The 25,826-nt window shown below is 36.4% G+C and carries 30 protein-coding genes; 16 read left to right on the plus strand and 14 right to left on the minus strand.

Features of this window, described 5'->3' with window-relative positions; translation table 11 throughout:
- The first annotated feature begins 2 nt into the window (after positions 1-2).
- From SJY09_RS16565 to SJY09_RS16585, 5 genes are read left to right on the plus strand one after another with little or no spacing between them, the layout of a single operon-like run.
- The gene (locus SJY09_RS16565; protein WP_396636815.1) at positions 3-1,133 is read left to right on the plus strand and encodes an efflux RND transporter periplasmic adaptor subunit; all 1,131 of its coding nucleotides are present in this window, start codon (positions 3-5) and stop codon (positions 1,131-1,133) included.
- Positions 1,133-4,420 carry an efflux RND transporter permease subunit gene (locus tag SJY09_RS16570; protein ID WP_396636816.1) on the plus strand — a complete coding sequence of 1,096 codons (3,288 nt, stop codon included), beginning with the start codon at positions 1,133-1,135 and terminating at the stop codon, positions 4,418-4,420. Before SJY09_RS16565 ends, SJY09_RS16570 begins: the two co-directional genes overlap by 1 nt.
- On the plus strand, positions 4,417-5,808 hold the full coding sequence (locus SJY09_RS16575; RefSeq protein ID WP_396636817.1) for a TolC family protein: 1,392 nt from the start codon (positions 4,417-4,419) through the stop codon (positions 5,806-5,808). Before SJY09_RS16570 ends, SJY09_RS16575 begins: the two co-directional genes overlap by 4 nt.
- A 22-nt stretch (positions 5,809-5,830) precedes the next feature.
- Positions 5,831-6,502 carry a hypothetical protein gene (locus SJY09_RS16580; RefSeq protein WP_396636818.1) on the plus strand — a complete coding sequence of 224 codons (672 nt, stop codon included), beginning with the start codon at positions 5,831-5,833 and terminating at the stop codon, positions 6,500-6,502.
- 28 nt (positions 6,503-6,530) lie between these two features.
- Positions 6,531-6,713 (plus strand): CPXCG motif-containing cysteine-rich protein, encoded by a 183-nt coding sequence (locus tag SJY09_RS16585; RefSeq protein ID WP_396636819.1) that lies wholly within the window; start codon positions 6,531-6,533, stop codon positions 6,711-6,713.
- A 5-nt stretch (positions 6,714-6,718) separates the two neighbouring features.
- Here the strand turns inward: SJY09_RS16585 and SJY09_RS16590 are convergent, their stop codons facing one another.
- Positions 6,719-7,399 (minus strand): head GIN domain-containing protein, encoded by a 681-nt coding sequence (locus SJY09_RS16590; protein WP_396636820.1) that lies wholly within the window; start codon positions 7,397-7,399, stop codon positions 6,719-6,721.
- Positions 7,400-7,526: 127 nt separating this feature from the next.
- Positions 7,527-7,757 carry a hypothetical protein gene (locus SJY09_RS16595; RefSeq protein ID WP_396636821.1) on the minus strand — a complete coding sequence of 77 codons (231 nt, stop codon included), beginning with the start codon at positions 7,755-7,757 and terminating at the stop codon, positions 7,527-7,529.
- A gap of 220 nt (positions 7,758-7,977) precedes the next feature.
- Between SJY09_RS16595 and SJY09_RS16600 the strand changes: the two genes are divergently transcribed.
- The gene (locus SJY09_RS16600) at positions 7,978-9,498 is read left to right on the plus strand and encodes a GH3 auxin-responsive promoter family protein (protein ID WP_396636822.1); all 1,521 of its coding nucleotides are present in this window, start codon (positions 7,978-7,980) and stop codon (positions 9,496-9,498) included.
- A gap of 4 nt (positions 9,499-9,502) precedes the next feature.
- Here the strand turns inward: SJY09_RS16600 and SJY09_RS16605 are convergent, their stop codons facing one another.
- Both SJY09_RS16605 and cls read right to left on the minus strand, forming a co-directional pair.
- Entirely contained in the window at positions 9,503-10,072 is a 570-nt protein-coding gene (locus SJY09_RS16605) for a hypothetical protein (RefSeq protein ID WP_396636823.1), read from the minus strand.
- Between the two features lie 56 nt (positions 10,073-10,128).
- Positions 10,129-11,553, minus strand: a complete 1,425-nt coding sequence (cls, locus tag SJY09_RS16610) for a cardiolipin synthase (protein ID WP_396636824.1) — start codon at positions 11,551-11,553, stop codon at positions 10,129-10,131.
- Between the two features lie 133 nt (positions 11,554-11,686).
- Here cls and SJY09_RS16615 point away from each other — a divergent pair, with 133 nt between their 5' ends.
- The 3 genes from SJY09_RS16615 to SJY09_RS16625 all read left to right on the plus strand — a co-directional run bounded on the left by SJY09_RS16615 (position 11,687) and on the right by SJY09_RS16625 (position 14,201).
- On the plus strand, positions 11,687-12,091 hold the full coding sequence (locus SJY09_RS16615; RefSeq protein WP_396636825.1) for an arsenate reductase family protein: 405 nt from the start codon (positions 11,687-11,689) through the stop codon (positions 12,089-12,091).
- Between the two features lie 5 nt (positions 12,092-12,096).
- Complete coding sequence (locus SJY09_RS16620) at positions 12,097-12,375, plus strand: hypothetical protein (protein WP_396636826.1); 279 nt, start codon at positions 12,097-12,099, stop codon at positions 12,373-12,375.
- Positions 12,376-12,647: 272 nt separating this feature from the next.
- Entirely contained in the window at positions 12,648-14,201 is a 1,554-nt protein-coding gene (locus SJY09_RS16625; RefSeq protein WP_396636827.1) for a hypothetical protein, read from the plus strand.
- A gap of 116 nt (positions 14,202-14,317) precedes the next feature.
- Here the strand turns inward: SJY09_RS16625 and SJY09_RS16630 are convergent, their stop codons facing one another.
- Both SJY09_RS16630 and SJY09_RS16635 read right to left on the minus strand, forming a co-directional pair.
- Positions 14,318-14,500, minus strand: a complete 183-nt coding sequence (locus tag SJY09_RS16630; RefSeq protein ID WP_396636828.1) for a hypothetical protein — start codon at positions 14,498-14,500, stop codon at positions 14,318-14,320.
- Positions 14,501-14,552: 52 nt separating this feature from the next.
- On the minus strand, positions 14,553-14,714 hold the full coding sequence (locus SJY09_RS16635) for a DUF1328 domain-containing protein (protein ID WP_396636829.1): 162 nt from the start codon (positions 14,712-14,714) through the stop codon (positions 14,553-14,555).
- A 225-nt stretch (positions 14,715-14,939) separates the two neighbouring features.
- Here SJY09_RS16635 and SJY09_RS16640 point away from each other — a divergent pair, with 225 nt between their 5' ends.
- Both SJY09_RS16640 and SJY09_RS16645 read left to right on the plus strand, forming a co-directional pair.
- A complete protein-coding gene (locus SJY09_RS16640; RefSeq protein ID WP_396636830.1) occupies positions 14,940-15,986 on the plus strand; it encodes a helix-turn-helix domain-containing protein in 1,047 nt (348 codons plus the stop codon).
- A gap of 157 nt (positions 15,987-16,143) precedes the next feature.
- A complete protein-coding gene (locus SJY09_RS16645) occupies positions 16,144-17,184 on the plus strand; it encodes a helix-turn-helix domain-containing protein (protein WP_396636831.1) in 1,041 nt (346 codons plus the stop codon).
- On the opposite strand, the gene SJY09_RS16650 is transcribed toward SJY09_RS16645, so the two are convergent.
- The gene (locus SJY09_RS16650; RefSeq protein ID WP_396636832.1) at positions 17,181-17,873 is read right to left on the minus strand and encodes an SOS response-associated peptidase; all 693 of its coding nucleotides are present in this window, start codon (positions 17,871-17,873) and stop codon (positions 17,181-17,183) included. The two genes, SJY09_RS16645 and SJY09_RS16650, sit on opposite strands and share 4 nt — an antisense overlap.
- Positions 17,874-18,096: 223 nt before the next feature.
- Here SJY09_RS16650 and SJY09_RS16655 point away from each other — a divergent pair, with 223 nt between their 5' ends.
- Positions 18,097-19,116 (plus strand): helix-turn-helix transcriptional regulator, encoded by a 1,020-nt coding sequence (locus tag SJY09_RS16655; protein ID WP_396636833.1) that lies wholly within the window; start codon positions 18,097-18,099, stop codon positions 19,114-19,116.
- Between the two features lie 51 nt (positions 19,117-19,167).
- Here SJY09_RS16655 and SJY09_RS16660 read toward each other — a convergent pair whose 3' ends face one another.
- Together SJY09_RS16660 and SJY09_RS16665 are read right to left on the minus strand one after the other, a co-directional pair.
- Complete coding sequence (locus SJY09_RS16660; protein WP_396636834.1) at positions 19,168-19,617, minus strand: PA2169 family four-helix-bundle protein; 450 nt, start codon at positions 19,615-19,617, stop codon at positions 19,168-19,170.
- Between the two features lie 61 nt (positions 19,618-19,678).
- The gene (locus SJY09_RS16665; RefSeq protein WP_396636835.1) at positions 19,679-19,942 is read right to left on the minus strand and encodes a hypothetical protein; all 264 of its coding nucleotides are present in this window, start codon (positions 19,940-19,942) and stop codon (positions 19,679-19,681) included.
- Between the two features lie 282 nt (positions 19,943-20,224).
- Here SJY09_RS16665 and SJY09_RS16670 point away from each other — a divergent pair, with 282 nt between their 5' ends.
- Positions 20,225-20,437, plus strand: a complete 213-nt coding sequence (locus SJY09_RS16670) for a DUF2945 domain-containing protein (RefSeq protein ID WP_396638647.1) — start codon at positions 20,225-20,227, stop codon at positions 20,435-20,437.
- Positions 20,438-20,558: 121 nt separating this feature from the next.
- On the opposite strand, the gene SJY09_RS16675 is transcribed toward SJY09_RS16670, so the two are convergent.
- Positions 20,559-21,449 (minus strand): mechanosensitive ion channel family protein, encoded by an 891-nt coding sequence (locus SJY09_RS16675; protein ID WP_396636836.1) that lies wholly within the window; start codon positions 21,447-21,449, stop codon positions 20,559-20,561.
- Positions 21,446-22,459 carry a DNA topoisomerase IB gene (locus SJY09_RS16680; protein ID WP_396636837.1) on the minus strand — a complete coding sequence of 338 codons (1,014 nt, stop codon included), beginning with the start codon at positions 22,457-22,459 and terminating at the stop codon, positions 21,446-21,448. The genes SJY09_RS16675 and SJY09_RS16680 overlap by 4 nt, the downstream gene beginning before the upstream one ends.
- 324 nt (positions 22,460-22,783) lie before the next feature.
- On the opposite strand from SJY09_RS16680, the gene SJY09_RS16685 reads away from it, so the two are divergent.
- Together SJY09_RS16685 and SJY09_RS16690 are read left to right on the plus strand one after the other, a co-directional pair.
- Positions 22,784-23,275, plus strand: a complete 492-nt coding sequence (locus SJY09_RS16685; RefSeq protein ID WP_396636838.1) for a Dps family protein — start codon at positions 22,784-22,786, stop codon at positions 23,273-23,275.
- A 174-nt stretch (positions 23,276-23,449) separates the two neighbouring features.
- Positions 23,450-24,496, plus strand: a complete 1,047-nt coding sequence (locus tag SJY09_RS16690) for a helix-turn-helix transcriptional regulator (RefSeq protein WP_396636839.1) — start codon at positions 23,450-23,452, stop codon at positions 24,494-24,496.
- On the opposite strand, the gene SJY09_RS16695 is transcribed toward SJY09_RS16690, so the two are convergent.
- Genes SJY09_RS16695 through SJY09_RS16705 form a run of 3 tightly spaced genes read right to left on the minus strand, consistent with a single transcriptional unit; the run spans position 24,489 to position 25,367 of the window.
- Positions 24,489-24,683, minus strand: coding sequence for a hypothetical protein (locus SJY09_RS16695; protein ID WP_396636840.1), 195 nt, complete (start codon positions 24,681-24,683; stop codon positions 24,489-24,491). The genes SJY09_RS16690 and SJY09_RS16695 overlap by 8 nt on opposite strands.
- Positions 24,684-24,686: 3 nt before the next feature.
- A complete protein-coding gene (locus SJY09_RS16700; RefSeq protein WP_396636841.1) occupies positions 24,687-25,034 on the minus strand; it encodes a hypothetical protein in 348 nt (115 codons plus the stop codon).
- Positions 25,035-25,367 (minus strand): YtxH domain-containing protein, encoded by a 333-nt coding sequence (locus SJY09_RS16705; RefSeq protein ID WP_396636842.1) that lies wholly within the window; start codon positions 25,365-25,367, stop codon positions 25,035-25,037.
- 283 nt (positions 25,368-25,650) lie between these two features.
- Here SJY09_RS16705 and SJY09_RS16710 point away from each other — a divergent pair, with 283 nt between their 5' ends.
- Positions 25,651-25,818 carry a hypothetical protein gene (locus SJY09_RS16710; protein ID WP_396636843.1) on the plus strand — a complete coding sequence of 56 codons (168 nt, stop codon included), beginning with the start codon at positions 25,651-25,653 and terminating at the stop codon, positions 25,816-25,818.
- Positions 25,819-25,826 lie beyond the last annotated feature (8 nt).

The raw sequence follows: 25,826 nt of genomic DNA on the forward strand, positions 1-25,826 counted from the left end.
CTATGAGAAAGATTATTTTATCTATTCTAGGAATCTTGCTAATTGTTGGTTCCTTCTTTGTGGCAAAAGGAATTGTGGACAGCAAAAAAAGTTTTAGACCTAAAGCAGGGAAAGTAGTGAAAACTGTTTTTACTGAAGTAGTAAAGAATGGAACGGTGCCCATAGTAGTGTCGGCTAACGGAAACCTTAATGCTAAGCAGCGGGTAGAACTTTATGCAGAGGTACAGGGGGTCTTTAAGAGAGGAAGTAAGTTGTTCAAGGAAGGTCAGTCTTTTAGGGCGGGTGAAACTATCATTAGAATAGATGCTTCAGAATACGCTGCAAGTGTGCAATCTACAAAAAGCAACCTCTATAATGAACTAACTTCTATAATGCCCGATTTAAGATTAGATTACCCGGAGTATTATCCAAAATGGCAAACCTACCTTAATAATTTCGATATGGCTAAAAGCACACCTGCGCTGCCAGATATGACTTCGGAAAAAGAACGCTTTTTTATATCAGGTCGTGGTATTCTTACAAGCTACTACAATGTAAAAAACTTGGAGCAACGTTTATCTAAATATAGAATCGGTGCTCCGTTTACAGGTATATTAACAGAAGCTTCGGTCACGGAAGGTTCTTTGGTCAGAGCAGGGCAGAAGCTAGGGGAGTTTATTAATCCTGGTGTTTATGAATTGGAGGTATCGGTCAGTAAAACCTATACAGATTTGCTCAAAGTCGGTGAATCTGTAAAACTTAGTACGCTAGACCAGTCCAAAGCCTATACGGGAAAAGTTTCCAGAATAAACGGAAGGGTAGACCAAGCTACACAGACTATCAAAGCTTATATAGAAGTTAGCGATGCTACTTTAAGGGAAGGCATGTATCTGGAAGCGTATTTAGACGCTAGAAAAGAGGACAATGCAATAGAAATTGATAGGAACTTACTTATGGAAGGCGATAGGATTTTTGTTGTTAAAGATTCAGTTTTAGATGTAATTAACGTTAAGCCAGTATATTTTTCTGATAAACGTGTGGTCTTAAAAGATGTTCCTAACGGAGTTACTATTATGTCCAAACCCCTAATTGGAGCGTATACGGGTATGGCGGTAAAAGTTTATAAGGACCAACCAGAAAATACGAAAGGGTAATGCGAAAGTTAATCGAGTATTTCATAAGATATCATGTTGCGGTAAACGTGGTGATTATTGCATTTGCAATTTTTGGAATCGTAGGGGCAAAGTCTTTAAAATCTTCATTTTTTCCGTTAACGGATTCTAAGAATATTTCCATTTCCATAACCTACCCTGGGGCTTCTCCCCAAGAGGTGGAAGAAGGTATTGTCTTAAAAATCGAAGATAACCTTAAAGGTTTAGAAGGTGTGGACAGGGTAACATCTACCTCACGAGAGAATAGTGGTACCATAAATGTAGAAATAGAAAAGGGGCGAGATATAGATTTTATGCTCTTAGAGGTAAAGAATGCGGTTGACAGGGTGCCCACTTTCCCCACGGGAATGGAACCTTTGATCGTGTCCAAATTGGAAGCGATACGGCAAACGATAAGTTTTGCCATAAGTGGCGAGAACATTCCTTTAGCGACCCTGAAAAATGTGGGTAGGCAAATTGAGAACGACCTTAGGGCAATTGATGGTATTTCTCAAATAGAGGTTACCGGTTACCCGCAGGAAGAGATAGAAATTGCCGTTAACGAGAATAATTTGTTAGCTTATGGTATTTCCTTTACGGAAGTAGCCCAAGCCGTTGGTAACGCCAATATTTTGGTTACTGGAGGTAATATAAAAACCGATACGGAAGAATATCTCATAAGAGCCAATAATAGGTCTTACTATGGTGATGAGCTCTCTAACTTAATCGTAAGGGCAGACCCTAACGGTTCTACGATTAGACTAAAGGATGTGGCTATTATACGCGACCGTTTTTCGGAGACGCCGGATGCCTCTTATTTTAACGGGAACCTATCTGTTAATACGACCATTACCAGCACAAACACGGAAGACTTGGTAAGTTCTGCCGAAAAGGTAAAAGTATATGTAGAAGATTTCAATCAGAAATATAATAACGTAAAGCTAGATGTCGTATCCGATCTTTCTACGACTTTGGTACAGCGAACACAATTGTTGACTGAAAATGCCATCATGGGGATGATTTTGGTATTGATATTCTTGTCACTCTTTTTAAATACGAGATTGGCATTTTGGGTTGCTTTTGGATTACCTGTAGCGTTTTTAGGGATGTTCATATTTGCTGGCTTTTTTGATGTAACCATAAACGTTCTTTCCTTGTTCGGTATGATTATCGTTATCGGGATTTTAGTTGATGACGGTATTGTCATTGCCGAGAATATTTATCAACACTATGAAAAAGGTAAATCGCCCGTTCAAGCAGCGGTAGATGGTACAATGGAAGTACTTCCTCCAATAATTTCAGCTATTATAACTACAATTTTGGCTTTTTCTATTTTCTTGTTCTTGGACAGTAGAATTGGCGAATTCTTTGGAGAAGTTTCTGTAATCGTAATTTTGACACTTGCCGTTTCGTTGATTGAAGCATTAATCATACTTCCTGCTCACCTTGCACATTCAAAGGCCTTACAGCCTTCAAACGAGAAGCCTAAAAAAGGTTTGGGCAAAGCGTTTGCTAAATTAAGGGTGATAAACGAATCCGGAGATAAGTTCATGGCTTGGATGCGGGACAAATTCTATACGCCGGTATTGCGTTTCGCAATGCAATATAAGGTGCTCACCTTCAGTTTCTTTGCAGTGGCTTTAATTCTGACCTTTGGTTCCGTAGGTGGCGGAATTATTAGGACGGCCTTCTTTCCTAGAATTGCTAGTGATAGAGTGCAGGTAGAGCTTCAAATGCCTAACGGTACCAATGAAATGATTACCGATTCCATCATTAGCATGATAGAGGAAAAGGCGGAAATTGTAAATGAAGAATTGACAGCGGAATATTTAAAAGGTACGGATAAGGTACTCTTTGAAAATATGATCAGAAGAGCAGGACCTGGATCAGCTACGGCAAGGTTAACTATTAATCTTTTACCAGGAGAAGAACGTCCAGATGCTGTTGCCGCAGATTTGGTGACCAACAGACTACAAGAATTGGTTGGCCCCGTAATTGGGGTTGAAAGTCTTATATATGGTTCTGGGGGTAATTTTGGGGGTTCTCCCGTCTCCGTTTCATTATTGGGCAATAATATTACAGAACTTAAGGCTGCAAAAAAAGAGTTGAAAGCTGCATTAGAGAGCAATACGTTATTAAAGGATATTGCCGATAATGATCCAGCTGGTATTAAAGAAATAAGATTGGAGCTGCGGGAGAACGCCTACTTACTAGGGCTAGATTTACGAAATGTCATGAGTCAGGTAAGGGCTGGTTTTTTTGGTACACAGGCACAACGTTTTCAGAGATCACAGGACGAGATTAGGGTATGGGTGCGCTATGACCGTGAAAACCGCTCCTCTATAGCAGATTTGGATGAGATGAGAATAGTTACACCTAGCGGAAGTAGGGTTCCTTTAAAGGAGATTGCGGAATATTCCATTGAGCGTGGTGATGTGGCCATAAATAGGTTGGAAGGAAGAAGGGAAATACAAGTATCTGCGGATTTAAAAAATCCTAAGGATAGTCCTACCGATATCATGGTTGAACTACAAACGGTAATAATGCCAGAAATCCTATCAAAATACCCAACGGTTTCACCTTCTTATGAGGGGCAAAACAGAGAGTTGGGTAAATTAACAGGTTCTTTAAAAGTCGTAGGCTTTTCTGTACTGCTCTTAATTTACATTACTATAGCGTTCACATTTAGGAGTTTTAGTCAACCCTTAATGTTGCTGTTATTGGTTCCTTTTAGCCTAACTGCTGTTGCTTGGGGACACTGGATTCATGATTTCCCCATCAATGTGTTATCGCTCTTAGGTATCATTGCCCTCATCGGAATTATGGTGAACGATGGGTTGGTTCTAATAGGGAGGTTCAACACTAATCTTAGGGAAGGTATGACTTTTGAAGATGCTATATTTGAAGCAGGTCGCTCAAGATTTAGGGCAATTTTTCTAACCTCGATTACGACGATAGCCGGTTTAGCACCATTAATGCTAGAGACAAGTAGGCAAGCACAATTCTTGAAACCAATGGCTATTTCTATCGCCTATGGTATAGGTATAGCAACACTTTTGACCCTTTTAATGCTTCCGTTGTTCCTCTCGTTCAGTAATAATCTCAAATCTAAAAATAGATTGTTGGCTTCCGGACATTTGATAACCAAGGAAGAAGTGGAAAGGGCCATTAAGGAAAAGAAAGAGGGACTTCATTTAGAAGGTCAAAAAAGCCATGGTAATACTGGTTTATTGAAGACCAACAATAACGGGGTAACTACTAATAAAGAACTTGAAGGAACAATAGAATGAAACGATTACGACTATGCTCCCTGCTTTTTTTAATAGCGGTAATGGGAGTCGTTGCGCAGGATACAATGCTGTCTAAAGAAGAGGCTGTTGTGAAGGCCTTGGAGAATAATTTTGGTATCCAAGTAGCTAAGAACGATATAGAAATAGCGGAAAATAATAAGAGTATTCTAAACTCGGGTTATTTACCCACTTTGGTAGGTAATGCAGGCGCTAATTATCAAAGAGATGATTCTACGTTTGAATTTCCAGGTCAGTTTCTTAGAGATCCTAATAGCGGCGAAACACTACTGGACGATGCTGGAAATCCTGTGCCAAGACCGGATACGGATCTTTACAAGGCCGAAGCGCAACGTTATAATGCAGGTTTAACGGCTAATTATACCTTATTTGATGGGTTGGGAAGGTTCTATAATTTCAAACGGCTTAAGGAGCAATATCAGCTTACTAGTCTGCAGGCAAGGGAAACTATTGAAAATACCATGATACAAATGTTCAGTGTGTATTTTGAGATTGCAAGATTAACCGAAAATAAGAATGTACAAAAAGAAGCGTTAAAGATTTCTAAGCAACGTATCACAAGGTCCGAGTACGCTTTTGAGTACGGACAGAATACGAAGCTAGATATTTTAAATGCCCAAGTAGATGTTACCAACGATAGTATAAACCTATTGAATACGAGGCAACAACTGGCAAATGCAAAGCGCGATTTAAACGTGGTTTTAAGTCAAGATTTAAATGAAACGTACGAAGTTGATACGTTAGTGACATTTATTCCCAAATTAAAACTAGACGAATATGTGGCGCAGGCTACTTTAAATAATGTTGCCATTTTACAGACGGAAAGAAATTTGGCAATCAATGCTTATGATATAAAAGTAAATAGTGCTGGCTATCTTCCTAATTTAGATTTAACCGGTTCTTATGGCTGGAATCTTAATCAGAATGCACCATCGGCATTCTTTCCTGGGGTAAATGTTAATAATGATAGAAGTTTTGGACTGGGAGCCCGGTTAACTTGGAACCTGTTCGATGGTGGCGGTACCACAGTAAGGGTTAAGAATGCCAAAATTGCTTATGAAAATCAAGAAATACTACAAGAGCAAATTGAATTACAAGTAAATAGAGATATTCAAAATGCCTTAGCTATATATGAGAACAGACTCAATATATATCAAATACAAGAGCAGAATGTTTTGACCAATCAGAACAATTTTGAGCGTTCAAAAGAGCAATTTCAGTTGGGTAGAATTACATCCATAGAATTTAGACAGGCGCAGATAAATTTATTGAATGCACAGACCAATAAGAATTTGGCCAAGTATGATGCTAAGCTGTCAGAACTTCAGTTATTACAGCTTACAGGGCAATTATTGAATGTTGAATTCTAAATAGAACCAAACACATTAATCAATGTATAGCGATAAAACTACAAAGGAACTTAGAGAGGTGTTGGGGCAATATCAAATGCTAACCTTTGAATCTCAGTTAATCCTAAATCAAGAGCTAACCACGAGAAACTTAGCTGTAGACAGGAGTGACCTGGAATTGGCCATTGGCGACAAGTTGCATCAAATTAAAAATCTAGAATATCTAAAGGATTTTGGTTTTAATGCTGAATTTACAGAGGATGGAGTTATTGTGACCAGGACTACCAAAGCTATTATTATGGATGTTTTAGCTATAATAATTGGTCTAGCAGTATTTTTTATTGGAGTTTATGGTATTGGTTCATTGGTGGCCATGTTCGTCAATGGAGACGATTTCAATGTATTCTCACTAGCTATAAATTTTGCTATGGCCAGTTTGGTATTCAATGGATTTAAATTTTTCAACGGAATTAAAAGATTAATCGACTATAGTGGTTTTCGGCTATCGAATACCAACGGGGTCATCACCTTGAAAAAGCGGTTTGATCTAAAGCTTGAAGAGATAAAAGCAACACCATCGGATTTACAATTAGAAGAGGAGGAAGAAGAAATGGTACTGCGTTTAGGAGAAGAACTTATACTGAATTCTAATGCCGAGAACATCGTGCAACGTATGACCTTGGAAGAGTTAACCAAAGTTCTTCAAAAAGCATAATTCATTTTAAATACAATCCATACTAAAGATGCACGAGCATTTCTTTCAATGTCCCTACTGTTGGGAAAATGTGTCCATGCTATTGGACCCTTCTGTATATGAACAAACTTATGTAGAGGATTGTGAAGTTTGTTGCAACCCCATACAAGTTACTCCGGCCTTTCGAGAAAACGAGCTAGTAGGTTTTGATGCTATGGAAATTGGACAATAGCTCTTTTAGTCCATAATTTTTATTTTACCTCCAAATACTTTATTCTTCTCGATATTATCAGGATTACCATAGATGTAGATAGAACCGCCTGCCTTTACTTTTGCGATAACCTTTGAAGATGCTTTTACATCTGCCCTTCCGCCAGCAAGCACAGTAACGGTGGTTTCTCTAGTGTTAAAATTTTCATTATAGACTTTGCCTCCGGTATTTACAGCAATTTCTTGTTCATTACTTTTACCGGTAAGCGTAATTTCGCTTCCCGAGATGGCGCGGACATAGACATAGTCAACAGCTAATTCCAAGTCTATGACTCCACCTTCTTGACCTCGAATATCGGTCCGTTTCCCCTTATAGACTTCATTGGAAATGATTTTGGCATTTTCATTGGCATCTATTAGACTAAGCTCTTCCTTATAGTATAGGGTTGCCTTGGCTTCATTCCCATCAAGAAAATTATCAAACTCCATTTTTATCTTTAATAAATCACCTTTTTCAGAAATTTCCACTTCGTCTTTGTCGTCTCCGGTAATGACCAACTTGTTTTCATTGCTTTTTACGAGCGTTACAATTATTCTATCATAGACTTTTAATTCTGTAAAACGCTCTAGTTCAATAGTATTTGAGCGTTGGCCAAAAACGGTTGCCACAATTAAGAATAGCCAAACCGTAAGATATTTTCTTTCCATTTCATTAGTGTTTTAAGGTATAACAAGATAAGATTAACTTCAATAAAATTAAAATTCACTCCTTTAAAACCATTATGCGTCTGCAGGACGTTCTTGAAGTTGATATAAAAATATTCGGGGATAAACTCTAAAAATTTACTACGATTTCACGAATTTTTAAGGTCTGTTGTCTTAATAAAATCTGAAATATATGAACTATTCTTTCTTGATATGCTGGAGGTATTCTACCACCGATGAGCCAGGTATTTTTAATACGTGTAGAAGAGTCTAGATTAAACTCTTTTCTAAGGCATTTAATCGCCTCGGCTCTTGTCTCATCGTTCATCTTACTGAACATGGACTTAATATTCTCGGTCATAGTTGGTTTTGGTACAAACAAATATAGAAGAAATTTTTAATCGGGAAGCGATAATTTATGAACCAATACCATTTTTTAGTTATGTTTTCAAATTGAGGTGAAGTTGTTAAAAAAACTACTTTTTAGAGTTATTTGCCCATAACAGTTAAGCTTTATTTCATTAGAGTAAAGTAAAGCTTTTGTCATATGCTAATTTTAGATAAATCATAAAAACTATTATATGCCTGTTATTGGAAGTCTTATTAAGGGAATTATTAATGTAGCGGATAATGTCACAGGAGATTCAAATCCTGTGCAGGAACAGGAGGAAGTTTTAGCATCTTTACTGAACAAAGCTGCAGATACCGATTTTGGTAAGCACTATAACTTTGAGAAAATCCTTGATGCAAAAAACAGTTATGAAGCATACAAAAACAAAGTTCCTTACTTTGACTATAATACCATAAACGAAGCTTGGTGGAGCAAACTTCATGACAACGAGCATGATATTACCTGGCCGGGTAATCCCAATTATTTTGCGCTAAGCTCTGGTACTACGGGAAAGACCAGTAAACGTATTCCCGTTACCGAGGATATGATTAAGGCTATAAAGAGTGCGGGTATTAAACAGGTATTGGCCTTAAGTAATTTTGATATTCCTGCAGATTTTTTCGAAAAAGGAATTTTGATGTTGGGTAGCTCAACAGACTTACTTGAAAATAACGACCATTTGGAAGGAGAAATAAGCGGTATCAGTGCCAGTAATATCCCTTCTTGGTTTAGGGGTTATTATAAGCCAGGTAAAGAAATCGCCGAAATAGATGACTGGGATAAGCGAGTAAAGAAAATTGTAGCAGAAGCTCCTAATTGGGATATCGGGGCGCTTAGTGGCATACCTTCTTGGATAGAGTTGATGCTAAAAGAGGTAATTAAGGGACATAATCTAAATCATATTCACGAAATATGGCCCAATCTTGAAGTATATACTTCCGGCGGTGTTGCTTTTGGTCCTTATGAAAAAAGTTTTAATGCACTTATGGGTAGACCCATAACCGTGATAGATACCTATTTGGCCTCGGAAGGATTTATCGCCTTTCAGAACAGACCAGAAACCGATGCAATGAAGTTAGTGACGGATAATGGTATCTTTTTCGAGTTCGTTCCATTTAAGGCGGAATATATAAATGAAAATGGCTCGCTAACGCCAGATGCGCCAGCTATAATGTTGTCAGAAGTAGAAGAAGAGCAGGATTATGTTCTTATTATTAGTACCGTATCAGGGGCATGGCGGTATATGATTGGAGATACTATTGAGTTCACGGATGTGTCCAAAGCAGAAATCAGAATAACGGGTAGAACAAAGTTTTTTCTAAATACAGTGGGTTCCCAACTATCTGTGAATAAGATGGATGACGCTGTGCAGCACATAGAACAAGAGTTTAACTGTACCATACCGGAGTACACCCTTTGCGCAAAGAAGTATGAAGATGGTTTCTACCATACTTGGTATCTTGGTTCGACGACCAAAATGGATGAAGCGGCAGTTGTTAAAGCACTAGATAAAAGCTTAAAAGACGCGAACAAGAATTACAAAGTGGCTCGCTCTAAAGCGCTCCAAGGAGTTAAGGTGAATTTGATTAATCCAGAGGTCTTTTATGCCTGGAACGATGAAAGAAAGAAAAAAGGAGGTCAGGTTAAAATGGAGCGCGTAATGGGCGAGGAAAAGTTTAGCGAGTTTGAGGATTTTGTAGCCAATTGGTAAGTTGTTACTGCGTCTTTAAAGGTAAATCCCGTTCTTCAACTAGCGTCATTATTTCTTCTGGCGACAAGTACAGATCTTTAATGCGATCCACGTATTTTTGAGATAGTCCGGCTTTTTTAAGTATAAATTCTTTGGTGTCCAGAATGTACTCTTCCATACCGTGGGCCACGGCGAAAGTATCCGCTCTTCGTTCCGCTTCCCTGATATAATTTCTTGAGAAAAGATAGCCTATACCAAAACCAATAAGATTAAGCCCGCTTCTATCTTTAAAATCACACACATGTCCTAACTCATGGCCCAACCAACCAATCATAATTTTAGAGGGCATTTCTACGGTTTTTAATATTTTTTTATTGATTTCTATCTCCTCACTGATCAATATTTTATAGCCACGTTTTTTCTTTGACCTGAATAGATGCCCAAATACAGGTTGCGCCTGCATGGTAGACTTTTTTATTTTGCTCTTGAACTTAAATTCTATAGGTGTGTGTGCCAATTCTGGATAATGAGAAAGTGCAATTTTTGCTTCTTCGTATATCTCTTGAGGTATGATATGTTGGGCATTCATGGTCATAGTAAAAAAGCAAAGCGATAAAATATAAAATAGGTTTAAAATTTTTGAACAAAATGTCATAACAATGGACTGAAAAATTTAGCCAAGCCTTCAATGAATTTGGTTAAAATAGGTCTATTTTTAAAAGCCACATACTCTAACTGAATTTCTTTTGTGCAACGCCCATGGAATAAATCTGAAATATTCTTTGATATAGCCTTATCATAGACTAGTGCATTGGTTTCAAAATTATGTTCAAAACTTCTGTAGTCAAAATTTCCCGACCCGACCGATGCCATTTTATCATCAATAATTATGACCTTGCTATGTGAAAAATCTGGCCGTAAATATATATTCACACCAACTTGCAGTAATTCTTCAAATCTAGAGAACATACTGTATTTAGCCAATAAGGAATCGGATTTTTTAGGAGTTAGCAGATTTACTTCAATACCACTTAATGCTGCAATGCGTAACGCTTCTAAAACTGGTGCTCCCGGTATAAAATAAGGATTGGCAATACTTATGCTCTTTTCAGCAGCATTTATCATAGCCAAGTATTGTTGCATAATAGAAGGGTATTTGGAGTCTGGTCCACTTGAAATGATTTGGGCAACATGTTCGCCTTTTTTATCAATTTTTGGAAAACAAGCATCTTCGACCATGAGTTCTTCTTTGGTGGCAAAATGAAAGTCTTTGACAAATACACGTTGCAGGCTATTTACTGCAGGCCCCTCAATCCTCAGATGTAAATCTTGCCAAACGCCTAAATCCGAAATTGGTTTTATATACTTGTCGGATACATTATAACCGCCCGTAAAACCGATTTTACCATCGATAACAACAATTTTTCTGTGATTTCTGTAATTAAGGGTGAACAACAGATTGCCAAAACGAATTGGCATGGTAGAGCTCGCTTTAATCCCAAGATCTCTAAATCTTTTGACGGCTTTTCCTCGCATATGGGAGCTGCCGAAAGAGTCATAAATCATTCTTATTTCAACCCCATCCTTTCTTTTCTTTTTGAACAACTCGTATAACGTGTCCAGAAGTTCACCTTGCTCTAGAATGTAATATTGAATATGTATCGATTCTTTCGCACCTTCAATAGCATCAAAAATAGATGTAAAGGTATCCTCACCGTTATTGAGCAAGGTGATTTTATTTCCTTCATAAGGTGCAAAATAACTGTTCTTGCGGATGAGGTTAGCAATTTTGTTTTCAACGGAATTATCGAATTCGTGAATACTATACTCACCGTTTTTAAGTTCTTTATAGGTTTCTGAATAGTGTTTTCTTTTTTCTGTCTGGCGAAGTTTAAAAAGTTTGAACTTTCTTCTGTTTACGCCAAAGAGATAATACAAAACTGCTCCTGCAAAAGGAAGGGTGAAAACAGCTAAGATCCAACTAACCATTTTAGTAGGACGCGAGCCGTAGAATACAATATTTATGGCACTCCATAGCGATATAATTAGGTATGCAATAATTAAATAAGTATTCATTTTAATTTGTATCTAAAGCCAATATAGCTCTTTTTGAACATACATTTTTCTTAAATGGCATTCTGATTAGTATTGATTCGAAAAGAGTTAATAAAACTACTCCTTAACCACTATTTTACCTTAAAAATATATCATGGGAAGTATAGCAAAAGATAGTAGGCAAATTACATTTTTTTATAATTCGGAAAGTTCATTGGGTAAGCAGGTCAATGCGTATGTAAATTCGGCCGAGAAAGATGTTCTTGGCGTGGATATTATTAAGACTAAAGTCACTGCAAAACAATGGTCCGAAATTGCGGAGGGCTTGGGTAAGAACATTTCGGACCTTATAGATCAAAACCACCCCGATTTTAAATCAGCGTACGGCGAAGAGTCCATCGATTTAGAGGAAAAGGAATGGCTGCGTTTGCTGGAAAAGAATCCCAGTGTTCTAAAGAATCCTATTGCCATAAATGGAAACCGTTACATGGATTTAGACTCTGCAGCGGCTTTTAAAAAGTATATTGATGCCGACAGTGCGGGCCTAGAGAAGAAATAATAAGTGTGAAACTCAGTAGATACACGAAACGAGCTATTACTGGTGGGTTTATTTCTATGCTAGTAATGCTATTAGGGACATTTTTGTTAGGGGAATTAAGTGGTTATGAGGCTAGGGCATTAATCAAAAATTCCGTTTCTGGTATAAATACGCCTTGTAATACCATTGCTTTGGCTTCAGCAACAATACTTGCTTTATTATTAACTGTATTGGGAATAAGTTCAGGCGCCAAGTCAAAATTAAAAAAGAATTATTTAGGTGCATTTTACAAATTGCTGAGTTAGGTACGGTTGTCTTTGTAAGTTCGCTAATCAGCTTCTTACTGTTCAATCTACCGGTTACGCAATCAGAGATTGTCCCAAATGAATGGTTCAGTATAGTTTATTATATTTCGTTATTCATCTCCGGTATATTAAGCGCGGCCTTAATAGTTGTGGTTCTAATGTTGTACAATACGATTGTAAATAGTATTAAAATCGTAGGTCTTGGCCTAAATGACCACGTCTTGGCAGAAACCGAAGACGAATAAAGATTACTAAATCGGAAACACCCTCTAATGCTAAATAAGCGTATAAAAATAGTTTTATTAAGTATTTTACTGGCGATGGTGATTCTGCTATTTGGTATACATATGGCCGCTAAACCTTATTTAGAAAATGCGTTAGAAAAGAAAATACCAAATCACATAAACTTAGCGTATTCCAATGTAGAGGTGAATCTTTTAACGGGTAGTGTGGTTTTTACAACCCCATCAATAAGAGTTTCAAAAGAAAATCAGCACGGAGGGGAATTGGCGATAGATTTAGAGGCCATTCACATAAACGATATCGGTTACTGGAATTTAATCTTCAGCCAAAAACTTGATATCGCTGAGTTGGTTCTTGTGGAACCTCGGATATCATTTGAAAAGTCCAATCAGGTTATAGCGAAGGATGTGAAGAATGTGCAATTACTGAAAACAATTAGCACAGCGTCTATTCGGATTGAAAACGGCAGTTTAGGTGTAAGTTGGATGAATGGAAAAAGGAAAATCCTATTAGAATCGTTAAGTGTGGAGATTACCGATGCAGAGACAAACCCTAATTTAATAAATACTAAAACTCCTTTCACCTTTAGTTCTATTGAATATAATTTTAAAAATCTAACAGGTGATTTCAATAAATATGAAGAGCTGAGCATTGATGAGATTCAATTTTTCAATCACGAATTTAATATCCAGGGTCTTTCCTTGAATACCCTACTATCCAAAGCGGAACTTAGTAAGCGGATTGGTTATGAAAGAGACCATGTGAATTTACAAATTCCGCATTTACAGGTAGAAACACCCCAATTTTATTATAAGGGTGATAGTTTGCAGGTAATTATGCCTAAAATGAATATAGAAGGACTGGCATTAGATATTTTCAGGGATAAAAGCTTACCAGATGATACGAGCTATAAACCATTATATGCTAAAACCTTGAAAGACTTACCCTTCAAGTTAACGCTAGACACAATAACCATGTCCGATGGTCTGATTGTTTACGAGGAAGAGGTAAAGAATAAGATTGTTGCAGGCCAGCTCAGATTTGAAGATGTTAATGGCCAAATAAAAAATGTTTCTAATATGTATTCCCAACAAGAGGATTTAGAAATTTCATTGGCTAGCAATTTAATGGGAAAAGGAAAGTTAGAATTGAATTGGGCTTTCAATGTACATAGTCCAGAGCAGCGATTCCTAGCATCTGGTAGTTTATTGAATTTTGAGACCTCTCGTCTAAATGATTTTCTTGAGCCAAATTTAAGGATTCGCACGGAGGGAAACATTCAAAATCTTTATTTTACCATTGATGGAGATGAACATACCGCCGTTGGAGATGTTAAAATGCGGTATCATGACTTTAAATTTAGAGTTTTGAAGCGCGATAAATTAAGGGTGAATAAACTTTTTACCTTCATAGGCAATCTGTTTATAGACGATGGTTCTAAGGCCGATGAGAATGGATACAGGTACGGAAAAATAGACGTGCAGCGGCATCAAAATAAGTCGTTCTTCAACTATTTATGGATTTCCTTACAGGATGGTATGTTAGATGTGCTATCTGGTAACGGAAAGAAAGAAATCGAATAATAGCAGAACAAGTTACTATGGGTTAAAACTGGTTTTCTTGATTTTAGATTTACTCTTAAACGACAAAAAGGATAAACCATTCGGTTTATCCTTTAATTCAGGTTAATGTAATTAGTTTAGTTATCATCTGTAGCATCTTCTACCGCATCCTCTACTTCTTCTGCTCCATCTTCTATACCATCACCTACTTCTTCTATACCATCTTCAACTTTTTCCCCAGCTGTCTTTTCTTCCCTACAACTCATTGAAATACCTATGGTAAACAACGTTATTACAAATAAATATAATGACCTTTTCATTTTTTATGATTTTAAGTTATTTAATCTTTTATTAATTAGGTTTAACTTAAATCTACAAGACTTTTTTTCCTCTTAACAAGGATACTATAAAAAGTACAATAAATAAAAAGAATAAAATTTTTGCTATTCCCGCAGCTCCTGCCGCTATTCCTCCAAAGCCTAATACTCCGGCGATTAATGCTAATACTACAAAAGTTATTGTCCAACGTAACATATATTGATTGTTTTAAGGTTTGTGTGTCTCGAGGTCTATCCCCGTACTTACAGTTCAAAGATGCTAGGATTTCAGCAGGTTTCTTTGTTGTATCACAGTAATGATTGACTCATATGTCTGATTTTTATTAGGATATTGGAATAAGGGTCTATTTTTGACTTCATCGATTTTATCATTCTAACTCATTCGAAATTATAGTATATTACCTACTGTATTTTTAGAGGTATGGCAAACAAAAAAGAGCTTAGAGAACTTAGTGTAATTGATGTCGTAAAGGACATTGCCAAAAGATTAGGTGTTGATTATGAAGAGGAGAATAATGAGGTGTGTGTAGATATTCCAGAACAAATGGGTACCGGGAATATTAAGGCCATCGTATTTTCTCATGGAATGGGTATGATTAACTTGGACATGAGATTAAAGGAAGAAGTAAGATTTGAGCTAAACCAGTCGCTTGTGCAGCCACTTGAGATTATCTTTAATAGCGAATCTGCTTTTACGCATGAATTTGATGGGAAAGGAAAAGTACAAGAAATACGGCATTTGGAGAGTGCTATATTAAGTTGTAACAGTAAACACGGAAATGTAATTACCCTTCCTGCAAACGAACCGATATGTTTTTTTAATCTAGAGATTAACCGTAAAAGTTTTGAAGAAAAGATAGAAACCTTTCTTCCAGAGATGAACGCAGAACTAGAAGCGCTATTTAGGGATGTGAATGGGGTGAATCTATTCTTTTATAAAGGTCACTACAGCTTGGATATTGCCAAATGTATCGAAGAAAGTAATGAATGCGAACATACAGGGTTTACGAAGAGTGTTTTTATAGAAGGAAAATGTTATGAAATACTAGCACATCATTTAAGACAGTATATTGATGATCTTACTGATCCTGATAAACGAAAAATTTTGAGACAGGCTACGGTGGAAAAAATCGAGGAAGCAGCTGAAATCATAAATTCTGAATTAGAGCAAATGGACAATATTCTGGCATTGGCAAGAAGGGTAGGTCTTAATCAGAATACGCTTCAAAATGGTTTCCAGCATCTATTTGGTCTCTCCGTAAATCAATATATAAAGCACGCCAGGCTAGAGATGGCAAAAAATCTAATGGAAACTACAGGGCTTAATATTACCGAGATTACGTATAAAATAGGGATAAATTCTCGGAGCTATTTTTCCAAGCTTTTTAAAGAACGGTATGCTATGACCCCAAAACAATATCTCATGAAACTAAGAGAACCAAAAGATGAACCTCCCCGGTCGGCTTAAAACTTCTGCTAGCGGCCTTTTGTTTAATCTTTTAACAAAATCTTTAAGCGCAAAATAGCTCAATAGTGTTAATTAACGTTTCAAAATTGTTAATCAATATGTAGTGATTCCAATTTCTTTGTAGCACGCAAATTAAGTGTGTTATAGTCAAAAAGAAATGCGAGAAATTATTCTAACTAGTATAAAAGATGACCTTATTCTAAACCAGCTAAATGCTTGTTTAGAAGGGACGTTAACGGAAAATTGGGGAGAGCGTGTGCTGGAGTTCGATAATGAGATTGGAAAAGGAACTATAAGAAACATGGGATTTGATTGGGGTGTTTCCCTGTTAGATTGTAACGTAATTTTTCATCAGAACATAAAATTGATATTTAGGACCTCTAATGTTTCGCCAATAGAGTTCATTTTCATCTCTAAAGGTTCCTTTAAATATAGTGAAGATGACAATGAAGAATATTTAGATTTAGAGCAATATCAAAATATCATCATCTCTCCAAAGCGTTATGCCAAGAAAACTTTTGTTTTCCCTAAGGGAAGAGATTTGAAGGTTAACTTCATAAGAATTCTGCGTAAGGACTATCTGAAAAAGAAGAATAACAATGTTACCTATTTAAATGAACTGTTATTGTCCGTGTTTAATGATGAGGACGGTAATCTTCCATACACACATGGGGGTAGTTTTAGCCTTAAAATCGAAGATCAGGTAAAGGCCTTGGATAATGTACATGACAATGGTATGATACGGTCACTGTCCATGGAGGGTAGAATTTATTTAATTCTTTCCCTACAACTACTGGAGCATCACGATTTTGAAACGAACAAATCGTTACCTGATGCACTTTCAAGAGCGGATATTAAGAAAATACATAGCTTATCCGAATATATTTTGGATAATATCTCTGGACAACTTTCTGTAGAAAGGCTCTCAAGGGAATCTGGTTTAAGTCCCAAGAAATTACAACTTGGTTTTAAGGTGTTGTATTCCAAAACAGTAAACGAATATGTGAGACAGCTTAAATTAGAAATATCCAGGGATTATTTGAAGAATACCGATCTTTCGGTCTCTGAAATTGTTTATGCCATTGGTATTAGGAGCAGGAGTTACTTTTCTAAAATTTTTAGTGATGCTTATGGTATTTTACCCACGGACTACAGAAAACAATTGAAATCTGCTGCCAAGGTAAGTATTGATCGTTAAGAATTATCGTATTGGTAGGGTAACAGCATACTGTCATAGGTAATATCGTTGTTAAAGAGTTCCTTGGCAATAGGATTAGCCTGAAATTTATTCGCTACCGGGCTTTTTAAAATCTTCTTAATGTAATCAAGAGGAGTGCCTTTATCCAGCCATTCCTCTTTATTGTTAGCGGTAACTATCAAGGGCATACAATCTACTACGTTCTGAAATTTTTTAATGAAATTATTCGCTTTGCCTACAATTAAGGAACAGGTAATAAAACCATCCTCTAGGGTATTGTAGATACCTGCCAAATAGAATGGCTTATTGTCTTTAAGACTTATATAATAGGGATACGTTTTTCCTTCTTTTAAGTAGGATGTAAAAAATCCGGTTACCGGTATAAGACTTCTTCTGTGTTTCAGCGCGTCTACATACCACAAATCAGAACTCATGGATTCCTCATGAAGATTTAGCGTATTAGTTGTATTCTGAAAAATTGTCCAATCTTCTTCATATAACTCAGGTAACATCCCCCAAATGGCTAAAGCCATTTCATCTGGGTTTTCAATAGTAATTACAGGTATGGATACCTCGTTTAAACCATTGATTACTAATTGGGGTTCATATAAATGTGGGTATTTAAAAGAGGTGTTCGTCCACTTTTCCATTTGTTCCCTCTTCGCCGTATTTGAAATTTTAAAATACATCTACTCTCTCTTTATATGATGCAAGTACGGAAATTTGTATATGAGCTATTGTTTCATATAATAAAAAATGTAACTCGTTAAAAATAAGTTGTTTAATGTATATGCTGAAATAGGTGCCACAGAAGCGATATTGTTAAACATTTATTCAATTTTGGCAAGCCTTAACTCAAAAGCAGTCTAATTTTAACCAAAATAGCAACGCAGTCAACCTCAAACAACTGTTATGGAAGCAAGAATGAAAATTTCGCAGCAAGAGTTATCACTTTTAAAGGAATACTTATCAGGTGCCATTATCGATACGAATGGACTTCCTTACTTAGAACTAAGTACGGAAATAGGCAATGGGCAAATTCATTGCATTACCATGGATAAAGGTCTTATGGCCATGGAATTTGATTTAACCTTGAGAAACGACCAAGAAGTTACATTGGATACTTCCAATAATAATTGCGCTTATCTTTTTTATTGTTTAAAGGGCAATTGCTTTCATAAGTTCAGAGGGAGAGAACAGGTTACAAAATTAGAGGAGCTCCAGACCGTAGTACTTTTTAACGACAGTAATCACCGTAGTAAATTTCTATTTAAAAAGGAAGAACGTGTGGTCTTGAACTTTATTAAAATAGACTTTGACACGTACAAAGATGATACTATTGAATCTGGCAAGGGTATAGTGGCATTACTAAATTCTTACAATAAGCGCTTAGGCTATTTTCACTACGGTAAATTTAACCTGGAAATAGGGGAATTGATTAAACAATTGGAAAACGCAAAGTTTGTGGATTCCGTATCCTCCTTAATACATTTTCATGGGCTTTGCCATATAATACTTGCCAAACAATTGGATCAGTTTAAGATAGATATTCAACAAGGAATTTCTCCATCTACCTCTTTACTGAAAAGAGAACTGGAAACGATAAGTGACATCAGCGACTTTATCCGGAATTATCCGGAAGTACCGCATAGTATCAATTCCATATCCTCAAAATCAGGACTTTCACCATCTAAATTGCAATTAGGTTTTAAATTTATGCATGCAAAGACCTTAGGAGAATATATTAGAATGGTAAGACTTCAAAAATCGGAAGAACTAATCAGAACTACAGACCTCAACATATCTCAAGTCGTATATTCTATCGGTTTTACGAGTAGAAGCTATTTTTGTAAAATTTTTAAAAAGAAATATGGTTGTAGTCCAAAGGCATATAAGAAGAAAACGCAAGAAACAGTACCGGCATTTAACTAAAAAAGAGGTCTTTTTTCAAGACCTCTTTTTGGTTAGTATAATCGATACTATTTAGCTGATATCCTCTAATGTTTTGATGGTAGACAAGCCTTTCTCAATAGCTAATTTTTGATTTCTTAAAATTGTTGAAGTAGTAGAGGGTAGGGAAGTATCTCCTAAAACATCCTCGTACTCTTCCACGGAAGCTTTTTCTCCTCTTATGGCTTCTTCTAACATGGCCTCTTCATCATCCGAGGAAAATAATGCTTTTACATCCATCCAGGCTCTGTGGGCTTTCCCCGTTAAGCTATCTCCCTTATCTACTTCTTGTCCAAAGGATTTAATTTCTGATTTCAGTTCATGTCCAAAATCGTAACGTTGCTGTGCTTTTCCGTTAAAGTAAGATTTCAAAGCATTGTTCTCCGTATTCTCGGCTGCTTTCTTAAAGCCTTTTTCGGCGTCATAGGTTTTTTCTAAAAGGTCGTTTAACTTTTCTCCAACTTCTTCTGTGTATGTGCTCATAATAGGTAATATTTTTAGTGAATGACCATTTGGTTAGAGATGCTGGTCACTTTACATCTTTCTATCGTATGTTATAAAACCGATTTCTATTTTTAAACTGCCTCAGCTTTTCTTTTAATTGAGGAATGCCTTTGGCATTCTTTGTTTCTTTTGCTAATAGCACCTCGGTATCAATATTTATAAAGGGTTCATCAATATGTTCGTCTTCAAAAATCTGCATATCCAGTGTTTTCTCCTTAGAGAACACCTCACTTACGATAAGCAGTAAAAATCCTAGGGCCAATACAATGGCCAATCCTGATAAAATTTGAATAATAGTAATCATAGTTTGGTGTTTGTAGTAAATTTAACTTGGTGTGGGCAATAGGATTGCTCATAAGAACGGAACTGTTAACTCATATCCTTCTGGGTTAATTATTAGAAGTGATAGGGTTAAAAATCAGAGCTTTAGTTCTTGAAAAAATGATTTGTAATAGGGATATTTACGCTGTTGGTTATTCACATAGTTTCTAAATTTGTGAGTTTTGTTATTCAAAACGAATTCCCATCACCCAGTTCTCCAAAAATTAGAGGTGATGGGAAACACAAATTTCAATTACTACACATTATGATAAGAAAAGGAACAAAAGTTTCGTGGAAATGGGGAAACGGCAGTGCTGAAGGCACTGTTGAGGAAACCTATACTTCAAAAATCACAAAGACCATAAAGGGAACAGAAGTTACACGTAACGGTAGTTCTGGCGATAAAGCTTTGTATATCTCCCAGGAAGATGGCAATCACGTATTAAAAAGTGAGAGCGAGGTAGACCGAGTAGATTAGTGTCTGAAAGTTCCTTTCCGATTTATTGGTACCGTCAAAGGGTACATAATACTTCCAAGTTTGCCTTAAAATTAAATATTCACTTACCCCAGAATGCCTCGTGGATTTACCTCAAGTTAGTTTACTTTTCAACAGTATTGGATCGCTCTATCTTAAGATTTTCTGGAAAGTTTAAAGTACGTATCGGGAATGGTATGTTGATGTTGTTTTTATCAAATACCTTTTTGATGGCAATCATCGCCTCGGTTTTTGCCTTGGCAACTTCTAGGGCAGATGTGGAATTAATCCAAAATCTGGTTTCAAAATTAATGGAACTATCCCCGAATTCTTGATAGAGAAAGATAATATCTTCCTTATTTTCCACCGCATCGAAGTTTTCTAGAATAGTTTTCTTTACCAATTTCCGTACGGCTTCCAAATCAGAAGAATAGCCTACGCCACATTGTAGGATAACCCTTGATTGGGCGGTGGTAGAGTAATTTTTTATGGGGTTTTCAACTACCATTTTGTTAGGTATGTACACCAAATTATTATCAGGTTGTTTTAGGGTAACCGAACGTAAGTCCAGGTCCACCACCTCTCCTTCAAAACCATTACTCTCTACCCAATCTCCAAATTTAATATGCTTTATAAATGACAGTACTATTCCGGAATAGGTATTGGCCAGAGCTCCTTGTAAAGCTAAACCTACGGCCAAACCTACCACGCCTGCACCTGCCAAAATGGTGTTTAGGGCTTTACTTAAATTAAGGATGCCCAGTACCAAAAAGAGACCTAATAGAACAACTATAATAGAGGCCAGCTTGGATAATAAACTGCGCATAGATGCTTGTAATTTGGTATTCGAAAGAATTTTGGTAACCAACTTACTTATGTATCTAGATACTACTAAGCTTATGGTAAATACTAAAACTGCAATGATGATATTAGGCAGGTTTACGATTAAAGCATCAAACCAAGCGTCTATTTTTTCAATCATTTTAGACCAGGCTTTTGAAAATTGATTTGTCATGATATATCTTCTTTTAGACCCTCTAGAGGGCTGTAGTTTTGTATGAGTTTTAGTACGGCAACTTCTGATGCAGACTGATTGTGTCTTGGTTTTATTTTATCTGTTTCCTCGAAAATTTTGTCCAAGTTGCCGTTTTCATATTCCAAGGGAAGTAAAGGATGTACGTAATATTTGCGACAAACGTTTCTGGTATTACCAAGCTCCTTTGCAACCATATCATATGCTTTAAGTGTATTAGCGTGTTGGGTCTTACTATCTTTTGTTTTTGGAAAGGATTTGAGCGAGTCGAAGAAAATTACAGTTCCTGCCCATGTCCTGAAATCTTTTGCGGTAAAGAAGTCCCCTCCAGCCTCTTGAATATAGTCGTTGACCATACCGCTATCTATTGCCGTTTTTTTACCGTCTTCATCAAAAAACTGAAATAGTTCCCAGCCAGGAATTTCTTCGCACTTACTCACTAAATGAATTAGCTTTTTATTACGTAGTGTTATGTTGTGCTTTTTTCCCTTTTTTCCTGTAAACTTAAATCGTATTTTATCCTTACTTACCGATAAGTGTTTGGTCCTGAGAGTAGAAAGGCCATAGGTTTTATTCTTTCTTGCGTATTGTCTGCCGCCTACCCTAATATGGGTCTCCTCCATGAGCCGTACCACCAATGCCAGAACCTTATTTTGGGGCCAACCAGGGAGCATTAAATCGGTATCTACCTTGGTTCTTAGTTTGGGAAGTGTCTTTCCAAAGGCAAGCATTTTAAAAAATTTGGTCCTATTTCTAATTTTTAACCAAATGGGATGGTATCGGTATTGTATTCTTTTTTTTAAGTCGTATCCAAAGGCCTGTAAATGAGCGTTGCTTAAATCAGCGATTTGTACATTTTTCCAAGCCGGGGGAATTACCAGTCCGTTAATACGCTGCAGTTCCTCCTCTTTTGCCAGAGGAAGGTCGTTGAGCAAGTATTCAAAGGCTTTACCTTTTTTTAAGCGATGAATAGGTAACTCGTTCTTATGCACATATTTTAAATTCAGATGTGCAATAGCATCCTCAGGCTCATTGATAAATCGATATATAAGTTTCTTATTGCTGAAAACGTTCTTTTTTATTCATTTTAATTTTTCCATCAAAAATATGTACATTAAATACTTTTTCTTTGCTGTATCCACTCCAATCTTAGCTGTTATAATTAGTGTATAAAAGAGGTGCATAATATTTGCTATCTATATTAAAATTGAAGAAATAAGCCACTATTCTTAAATGAGTTAAAGACTGTTTTAACAGAGCCAAGGAAGGTTGAGTAGCGATTCTATCTTTGATTTTAAATAAATTAAAATAGAATTATGAGTTATTTAGATATTAAATCGGAAAAAATAGGGCCAATTATTACAGAGTTGAATACACTTTTAGCAGATTACCATGTCTACTATCAAAATTTAAGAGGATTTCATTGGAATGTACTTGGGAAAAATTTCTTTGACCTTCATGAAAAGTTTGAAGAATTATATGGTGATGCCAGGGTTAAGATTGATGAAATAGCAGAGCGTATTCTTACTTTAAGACATCATCCGATAAGTGAGTTTTCTTCTTATTTAAAGAATGCATCCGTTCAAGAAGTGTCTTCCATGATTACAGATAAGGAAATGGTCAATGGAATTCTTAAAGACCATGAGACGATACTTAGGCAAATGTCAAAGGTGATAGACAAAGCAGATAATGCTGGAGATGAAGGAACGATAGATATGATTGGTGCTTACATCGGTAATTTAGAAAAAGTAAGTTGGATGTTGAATGCATGGAGCAAGGATACAAATGATCAATTAGCGGGAAAATAGCGCTTATTTATTAAAAACTTAAAAAGGCCCTTTAATGGGTCTTTTTTTGTGCTCAAAAAATAGAAATAATAATCCGTTAAGCTTTTTTGAAGTTGTTTTAATTTTTCAGTCTAGAAAAAATGTACCTTTATAAGGAATCAAGATATTCAAGCAAATAGTTTGAAGTAGTTTTCTATGATAACAATACAAATTACGGCGAGTAGTACGGAGGGTACTGTAAAGCAGATACAAGAAGTGATAGGCGGCCAGATTACGCAGCGCTGGGGAGAGTATAATTTAACGGTCAATAGTGCATCCGCCACAGGGAGTATTCGATTCATTACATTTGATTGGGGTGTGAGTTTGTTGGAATATGATATTACCTTCCACGATGAGGTAACTTTGGTCATGGATGCCTCGGAATACAACCCCATCCACTTTACCTATTGTTTAGAGGGCTATTGCAGGCATCGTTTTGGTTATCAGCAAGAGTCGGAAATAAAAACATTGGAACAATTTCAATCTGTCATCATAACTAGTAAGGGTGGAGGTGCTAACTATGGGTACTTTCCAAAAGATTTGAAACTTGCCATTAACGTTATTCAAATAACAAGAAAGAAGTTTTTGAACAAGCGTATTAATGGGGTCGACGCTCTGAACAAGCGTCTCTATGAGGTTTTTGTAGATACAGACCACGATAATACTTTCGCTTACTATGGTTCTTATAATCTAAAATTAGCCAATAAAATCAGTGCCTTTCGTAAGGTGAGGAATAAAAATGGAATGATACGCATTATGCAAATTGAAGGGTTGGTCTATGAAACCTTGGCATTGCATATAGCGCAACAAGAAAAAGATAGTAAAGGGGATTTGCCAAATACGTCTTTGTTGCGCAGTGAGCTAAAAATAGTGCGTTCCTTAGCTAATAAAATAGCTAAAAATGTGGCTAAGGATTATACGCTGGATAGATTATCAGGTGAATCTGGACTTTCACAGGCAAAATTGCAAGAAGGATTTAAGCTGCTTTACGCTAGAACAGTTACAGAATACATTAGGCACGTTAGATTGGAGGCCGCCCGTGACTTTTTAAGTACCTCGGATATGAATATCTCTCAAGTGGTCTACTCCGTAGGATTTAGCAGTAGAAGCTACTTTTCCAAAATTTTTAAGAACAAATATGGTATAAGTCCTAGCGAGTTTCACAGTAATATAAAACAGACTTTGGAAATAGCCGCTATCTAATTATTTTTCTAATTAGATAGAGCATACCATATTTTTTGACGGATGATAGTATGGTAGACATCCAACTGTAGGGACTCAAATCTTCCTTTACATCCTGCTTTAGACCTTTAATTTCTTCCAAAGCAATTTCGCGTTCCAGATTTAAACGTTTTAAATCGTATTCTACCTGATCAAAGTTTGTGTACATAGTTTAGTCAAAGAATTTAATGGATAGTTTTTTAACCACGGCATTATCAATTTTTTTACGAACCTTGTAAACAATTGCGGCTATTAACAGAAGCAGACTGCCCATGATCAGGCAGGCTAAAGCAATACTTCCCAATAGCTCTCCTAAATAAATAATACCAGCGACCATAAAGAATATCATGGCAATAAAAAGCAGACTGCCAATAAGGAACATTTTACCGAACATTCCAGTGGTCATGGCCAATTGTTGAAATATTTTCAACTTGTAATATTCCAGTGTCTTCTCGTAAAGCTGTTGACCCGAATCAACAGCTTTGTTTGAAGTGTCGTTAAGTGATTCAATTACACTCATTTACGATGTTTTCTGTAGTTTCTTATTTTTTGCCTTTAGCTCGGATAATTTTTTTTCTAAGCTGGTGATGACGTCTTCGGTCTTATAACTTACGTCGGATACTAAACTGTTCATTCGCGTATCTAGCGTATCTTTCTCTGAAACTAGTTTACTTACCACCGTATCTTTTAACTCCAATGCATTGTCGGCTATTGTATCCTTGGTTGCAGCTGCTTGCTCAGCTATACGTCTTCTCGTATGTGTACCCTTGTCTGGGGCATATAAAATTCCTAGGGCCGCACCTATGGCAGATCCTGTTATTAAGGCTAGTAATGTGTTGCTATTATCACTCATATTCTTTTATTTAAAATTAGTCATGATGGCTTTCATCATTCTTCTGCAAAATTCAACTTTATAACTTGTTATCATTAGCTCAAATACTGTAAATGTTGACGGAATCCCCAGTTCGTAAAAGGGTCAAGATTTTTTGGGAATGCAACAAGCAGGCGGAAAAAGGGTATATAACTTTGTCAATACGAGTCCATGGGGTATTACAAATTCAAAAACAAGATTCTTCAAACAATTTGGATTTGCTCCTACAAGGCTAAAAACGAACATTAAATAATAAACGAATAAAATGAAGCAAGGAGAAGAAAGAACGGAATTTGTAAAAGAACCTGAAAACCAGACATCTAAGTTTATATTTCAGAAAAACAAGAAGACCAAAATAGGTGCCACTGTCATCATAATTTTCTTAGTACTTATAACACTTGGTATCGTAATTTCTGGTGTATCTTTTAACTAGTCAGCGTT

The sequence above is a fragment of the Maribacter sp. R77961 genome (genome assembly GCF_044594925.1).
Classification (GTDB): Bacteria; Bacteroidota; Bacteroidia; order Flavobacteriales; family Flavobacteriaceae; genus Maribacter.

What these genes read in the sequence shown, in the direction of transcription:
- SJY09_RS16565 (WP_396636815.1), top strand. Translation starts at nt 3, where the DNA reads ATGAGAAAGATTATTTTATCTATTCTAGGAATCTTGCTAATTGTTGGT.
- SJY09_RS16570 (WP_396636816.1), top strand. Translation starts at nt 1,133, where the DNA reads ATGCGAAAGTTAATCGAGTATTTCATAAGATATCATGTTGCGGTAAAC.
- SJY09_RS16575 (WP_396636817.1), top strand. Translation starts at nt 4,417, where the DNA reads ATGAAACGATTACGACTATGCTCCCTGCTTTTTTTAATAGCGGTAATG.
- SJY09_RS16580 (WP_396636818.1), top strand. Translation starts at nt 5,831, where the DNA reads ATGTATAGCGATAAAACTACAAAGGAACTTAGAGAGGTGTTGGGGCAA.
- SJY09_RS16585 (WP_396636819.1), top strand. Translation starts at nt 6,531, where the DNA reads ATGCACGAGCATTTCTTTCAATGTCCCTACTGTTGGGAAAATGTGTCC.
- SJY09_RS16590 (WP_396636820.1), bottom strand. Translation starts at nt 7,399, where the DNA reads ATGGAAAGAAAATATCTTACGGTTTGGCTATTCTTAATTGTGGCAACC.
- SJY09_RS16595 (WP_396636821.1), bottom strand. Translation starts at nt 7,757, where the DNA reads ATGACCGAGAATATTAAGTCCATGTTCAGTAAGATGAACGATGAGACA.
- SJY09_RS16600 (WP_396636822.1), top strand. Translation starts at nt 7,978, where the DNA reads ATGCCTGTTATTGGAAGTCTTATTAAGGGAATTATTAATGTAGCGGAT.
- SJY09_RS16605 (WP_396636823.1), bottom strand. Translation starts at nt 10,072, where the DNA reads ATGACCATGAATGCCCAACATATCATACCTCAAGAGATATACGAAGAA.
- cls (WP_396636824.1), bottom strand. Translation starts at nt 11,553, where the DNA reads ATGAATACTTATTTAATTATTGCATACCTAATTATATCGCTATGGAGT.
- SJY09_RS16615 (WP_396636825.1), top strand. Translation starts at nt 11,687, where the DNA reads ATGGGAAGTATAGCAAAAGATAGTAGGCAAATTACATTTTTTTATAAT.
- SJY09_RS16625 (WP_396636827.1), top strand. Translation starts at nt 12,648, where the DNA reads ATGCTAAATAAGCGTATAAAAATAGTTTTATTAAGTATTTTACTGGCG.
- SJY09_RS16630 (WP_396636828.1), bottom strand. Translation starts at nt 14,500, where the DNA reads ATGAAAAGGTCATTATATTTATTTGTAATAACGTTGTTTACCATAGGT.
- SJY09_RS16635 (WP_396636829.1), bottom strand. Translation starts at nt 14,714, where the DNA reads ATGTTACGTTGGACAATAACTTTTGTAGTATTAGCATTAATCGCCGGA.
- SJY09_RS16640 (WP_396636830.1), top strand. Translation starts at nt 14,940, where the DNA reads ATGGCAAACAAAAAAGAGCTTAGAGAACTTAGTGTAATTGATGTCGTA.
- SJY09_RS16645 (WP_396636831.1), top strand. Translation starts at nt 16,144, where the DNA reads ATGCGAGAAATTATTCTAACTAGTATAAAAGATGACCTTATTCTAAAC.
- SJY09_RS16650 (WP_396636832.1), bottom strand. Translation starts at nt 17,873, where the DNA reads ATGTATTTTAAAATTTCAAATACGGCGAAGAGGGAACAAATGGAAAAG.
- SJY09_RS16655 (WP_396636833.1), top strand. Translation starts at nt 18,097, where the DNA reads ATGGAAGCAAGAATGAAAATTTCGCAGCAAGAGTTATCACTTTTAAAG.
- SJY09_RS16660 (WP_396636834.1), bottom strand. Translation starts at nt 19,617, where the DNA reads ATGAGCACATACACAGAAGAAGTTGGAGAAAAGTTAAACGACCTTTTA.
- SJY09_RS16665 (WP_396636835.1), bottom strand. Translation starts at nt 19,942, where the DNA reads ATGATTACTATTATTCAAATTTTATCAGGATTGGCCATTGTATTGGCC.
- SJY09_RS16670 (WP_396638647.1), top strand. Translation starts at nt 20,225, where the DNA reads ATGATAAGAAAAGGAACAAAAGTTTCGTGGAAATGGGGAAACGGCAGT.
- SJY09_RS16675 (WP_396636836.1), bottom strand. Translation starts at nt 21,449, where the DNA reads ATGACAAATCAATTTTCAAAAGCCTGGTCTAAAATGATTGAAAAAATA.
- SJY09_RS16685 (WP_396636838.1), top strand. Translation starts at nt 22,784, where the DNA reads ATGAGTTATTTAGATATTAAATCGGAAAAAATAGGGCCAATTATTACA.
- SJY09_RS16690 (WP_396636839.1), top strand. Translation starts at nt 23,450, where the DNA reads ATGATAACAATACAAATTACGGCGAGTAGTACGGAGGGTACTGTAAAG.
- SJY09_RS16695 (WP_396636840.1), bottom strand. Translation starts at nt 24,683, where the DNA reads ATGTACACAAACTTTGATCAGGTAGAATACGATTTAAAACGTTTAAAT.
- SJY09_RS16700 (WP_396636841.1), bottom strand. Translation starts at nt 25,034, where the DNA reads ATGAGTGTAATTGAATCACTTAACGACACTTCAAACAAAGCTGTTGAT.
- SJY09_RS16705 (WP_396636842.1), bottom strand. Translation starts at nt 25,367, where the DNA reads ATGAGTGATAATAGCAACACATTACTAGCCTTAATAACAGGATCTGCC.
- SJY09_RS16710 (WP_396636843.1), top strand. Translation starts at nt 25,651, where the DNA reads ATGAAGCAAGGAGAAGAAAGAACGGAATTTGTAAAAGAACCTGAAAAC.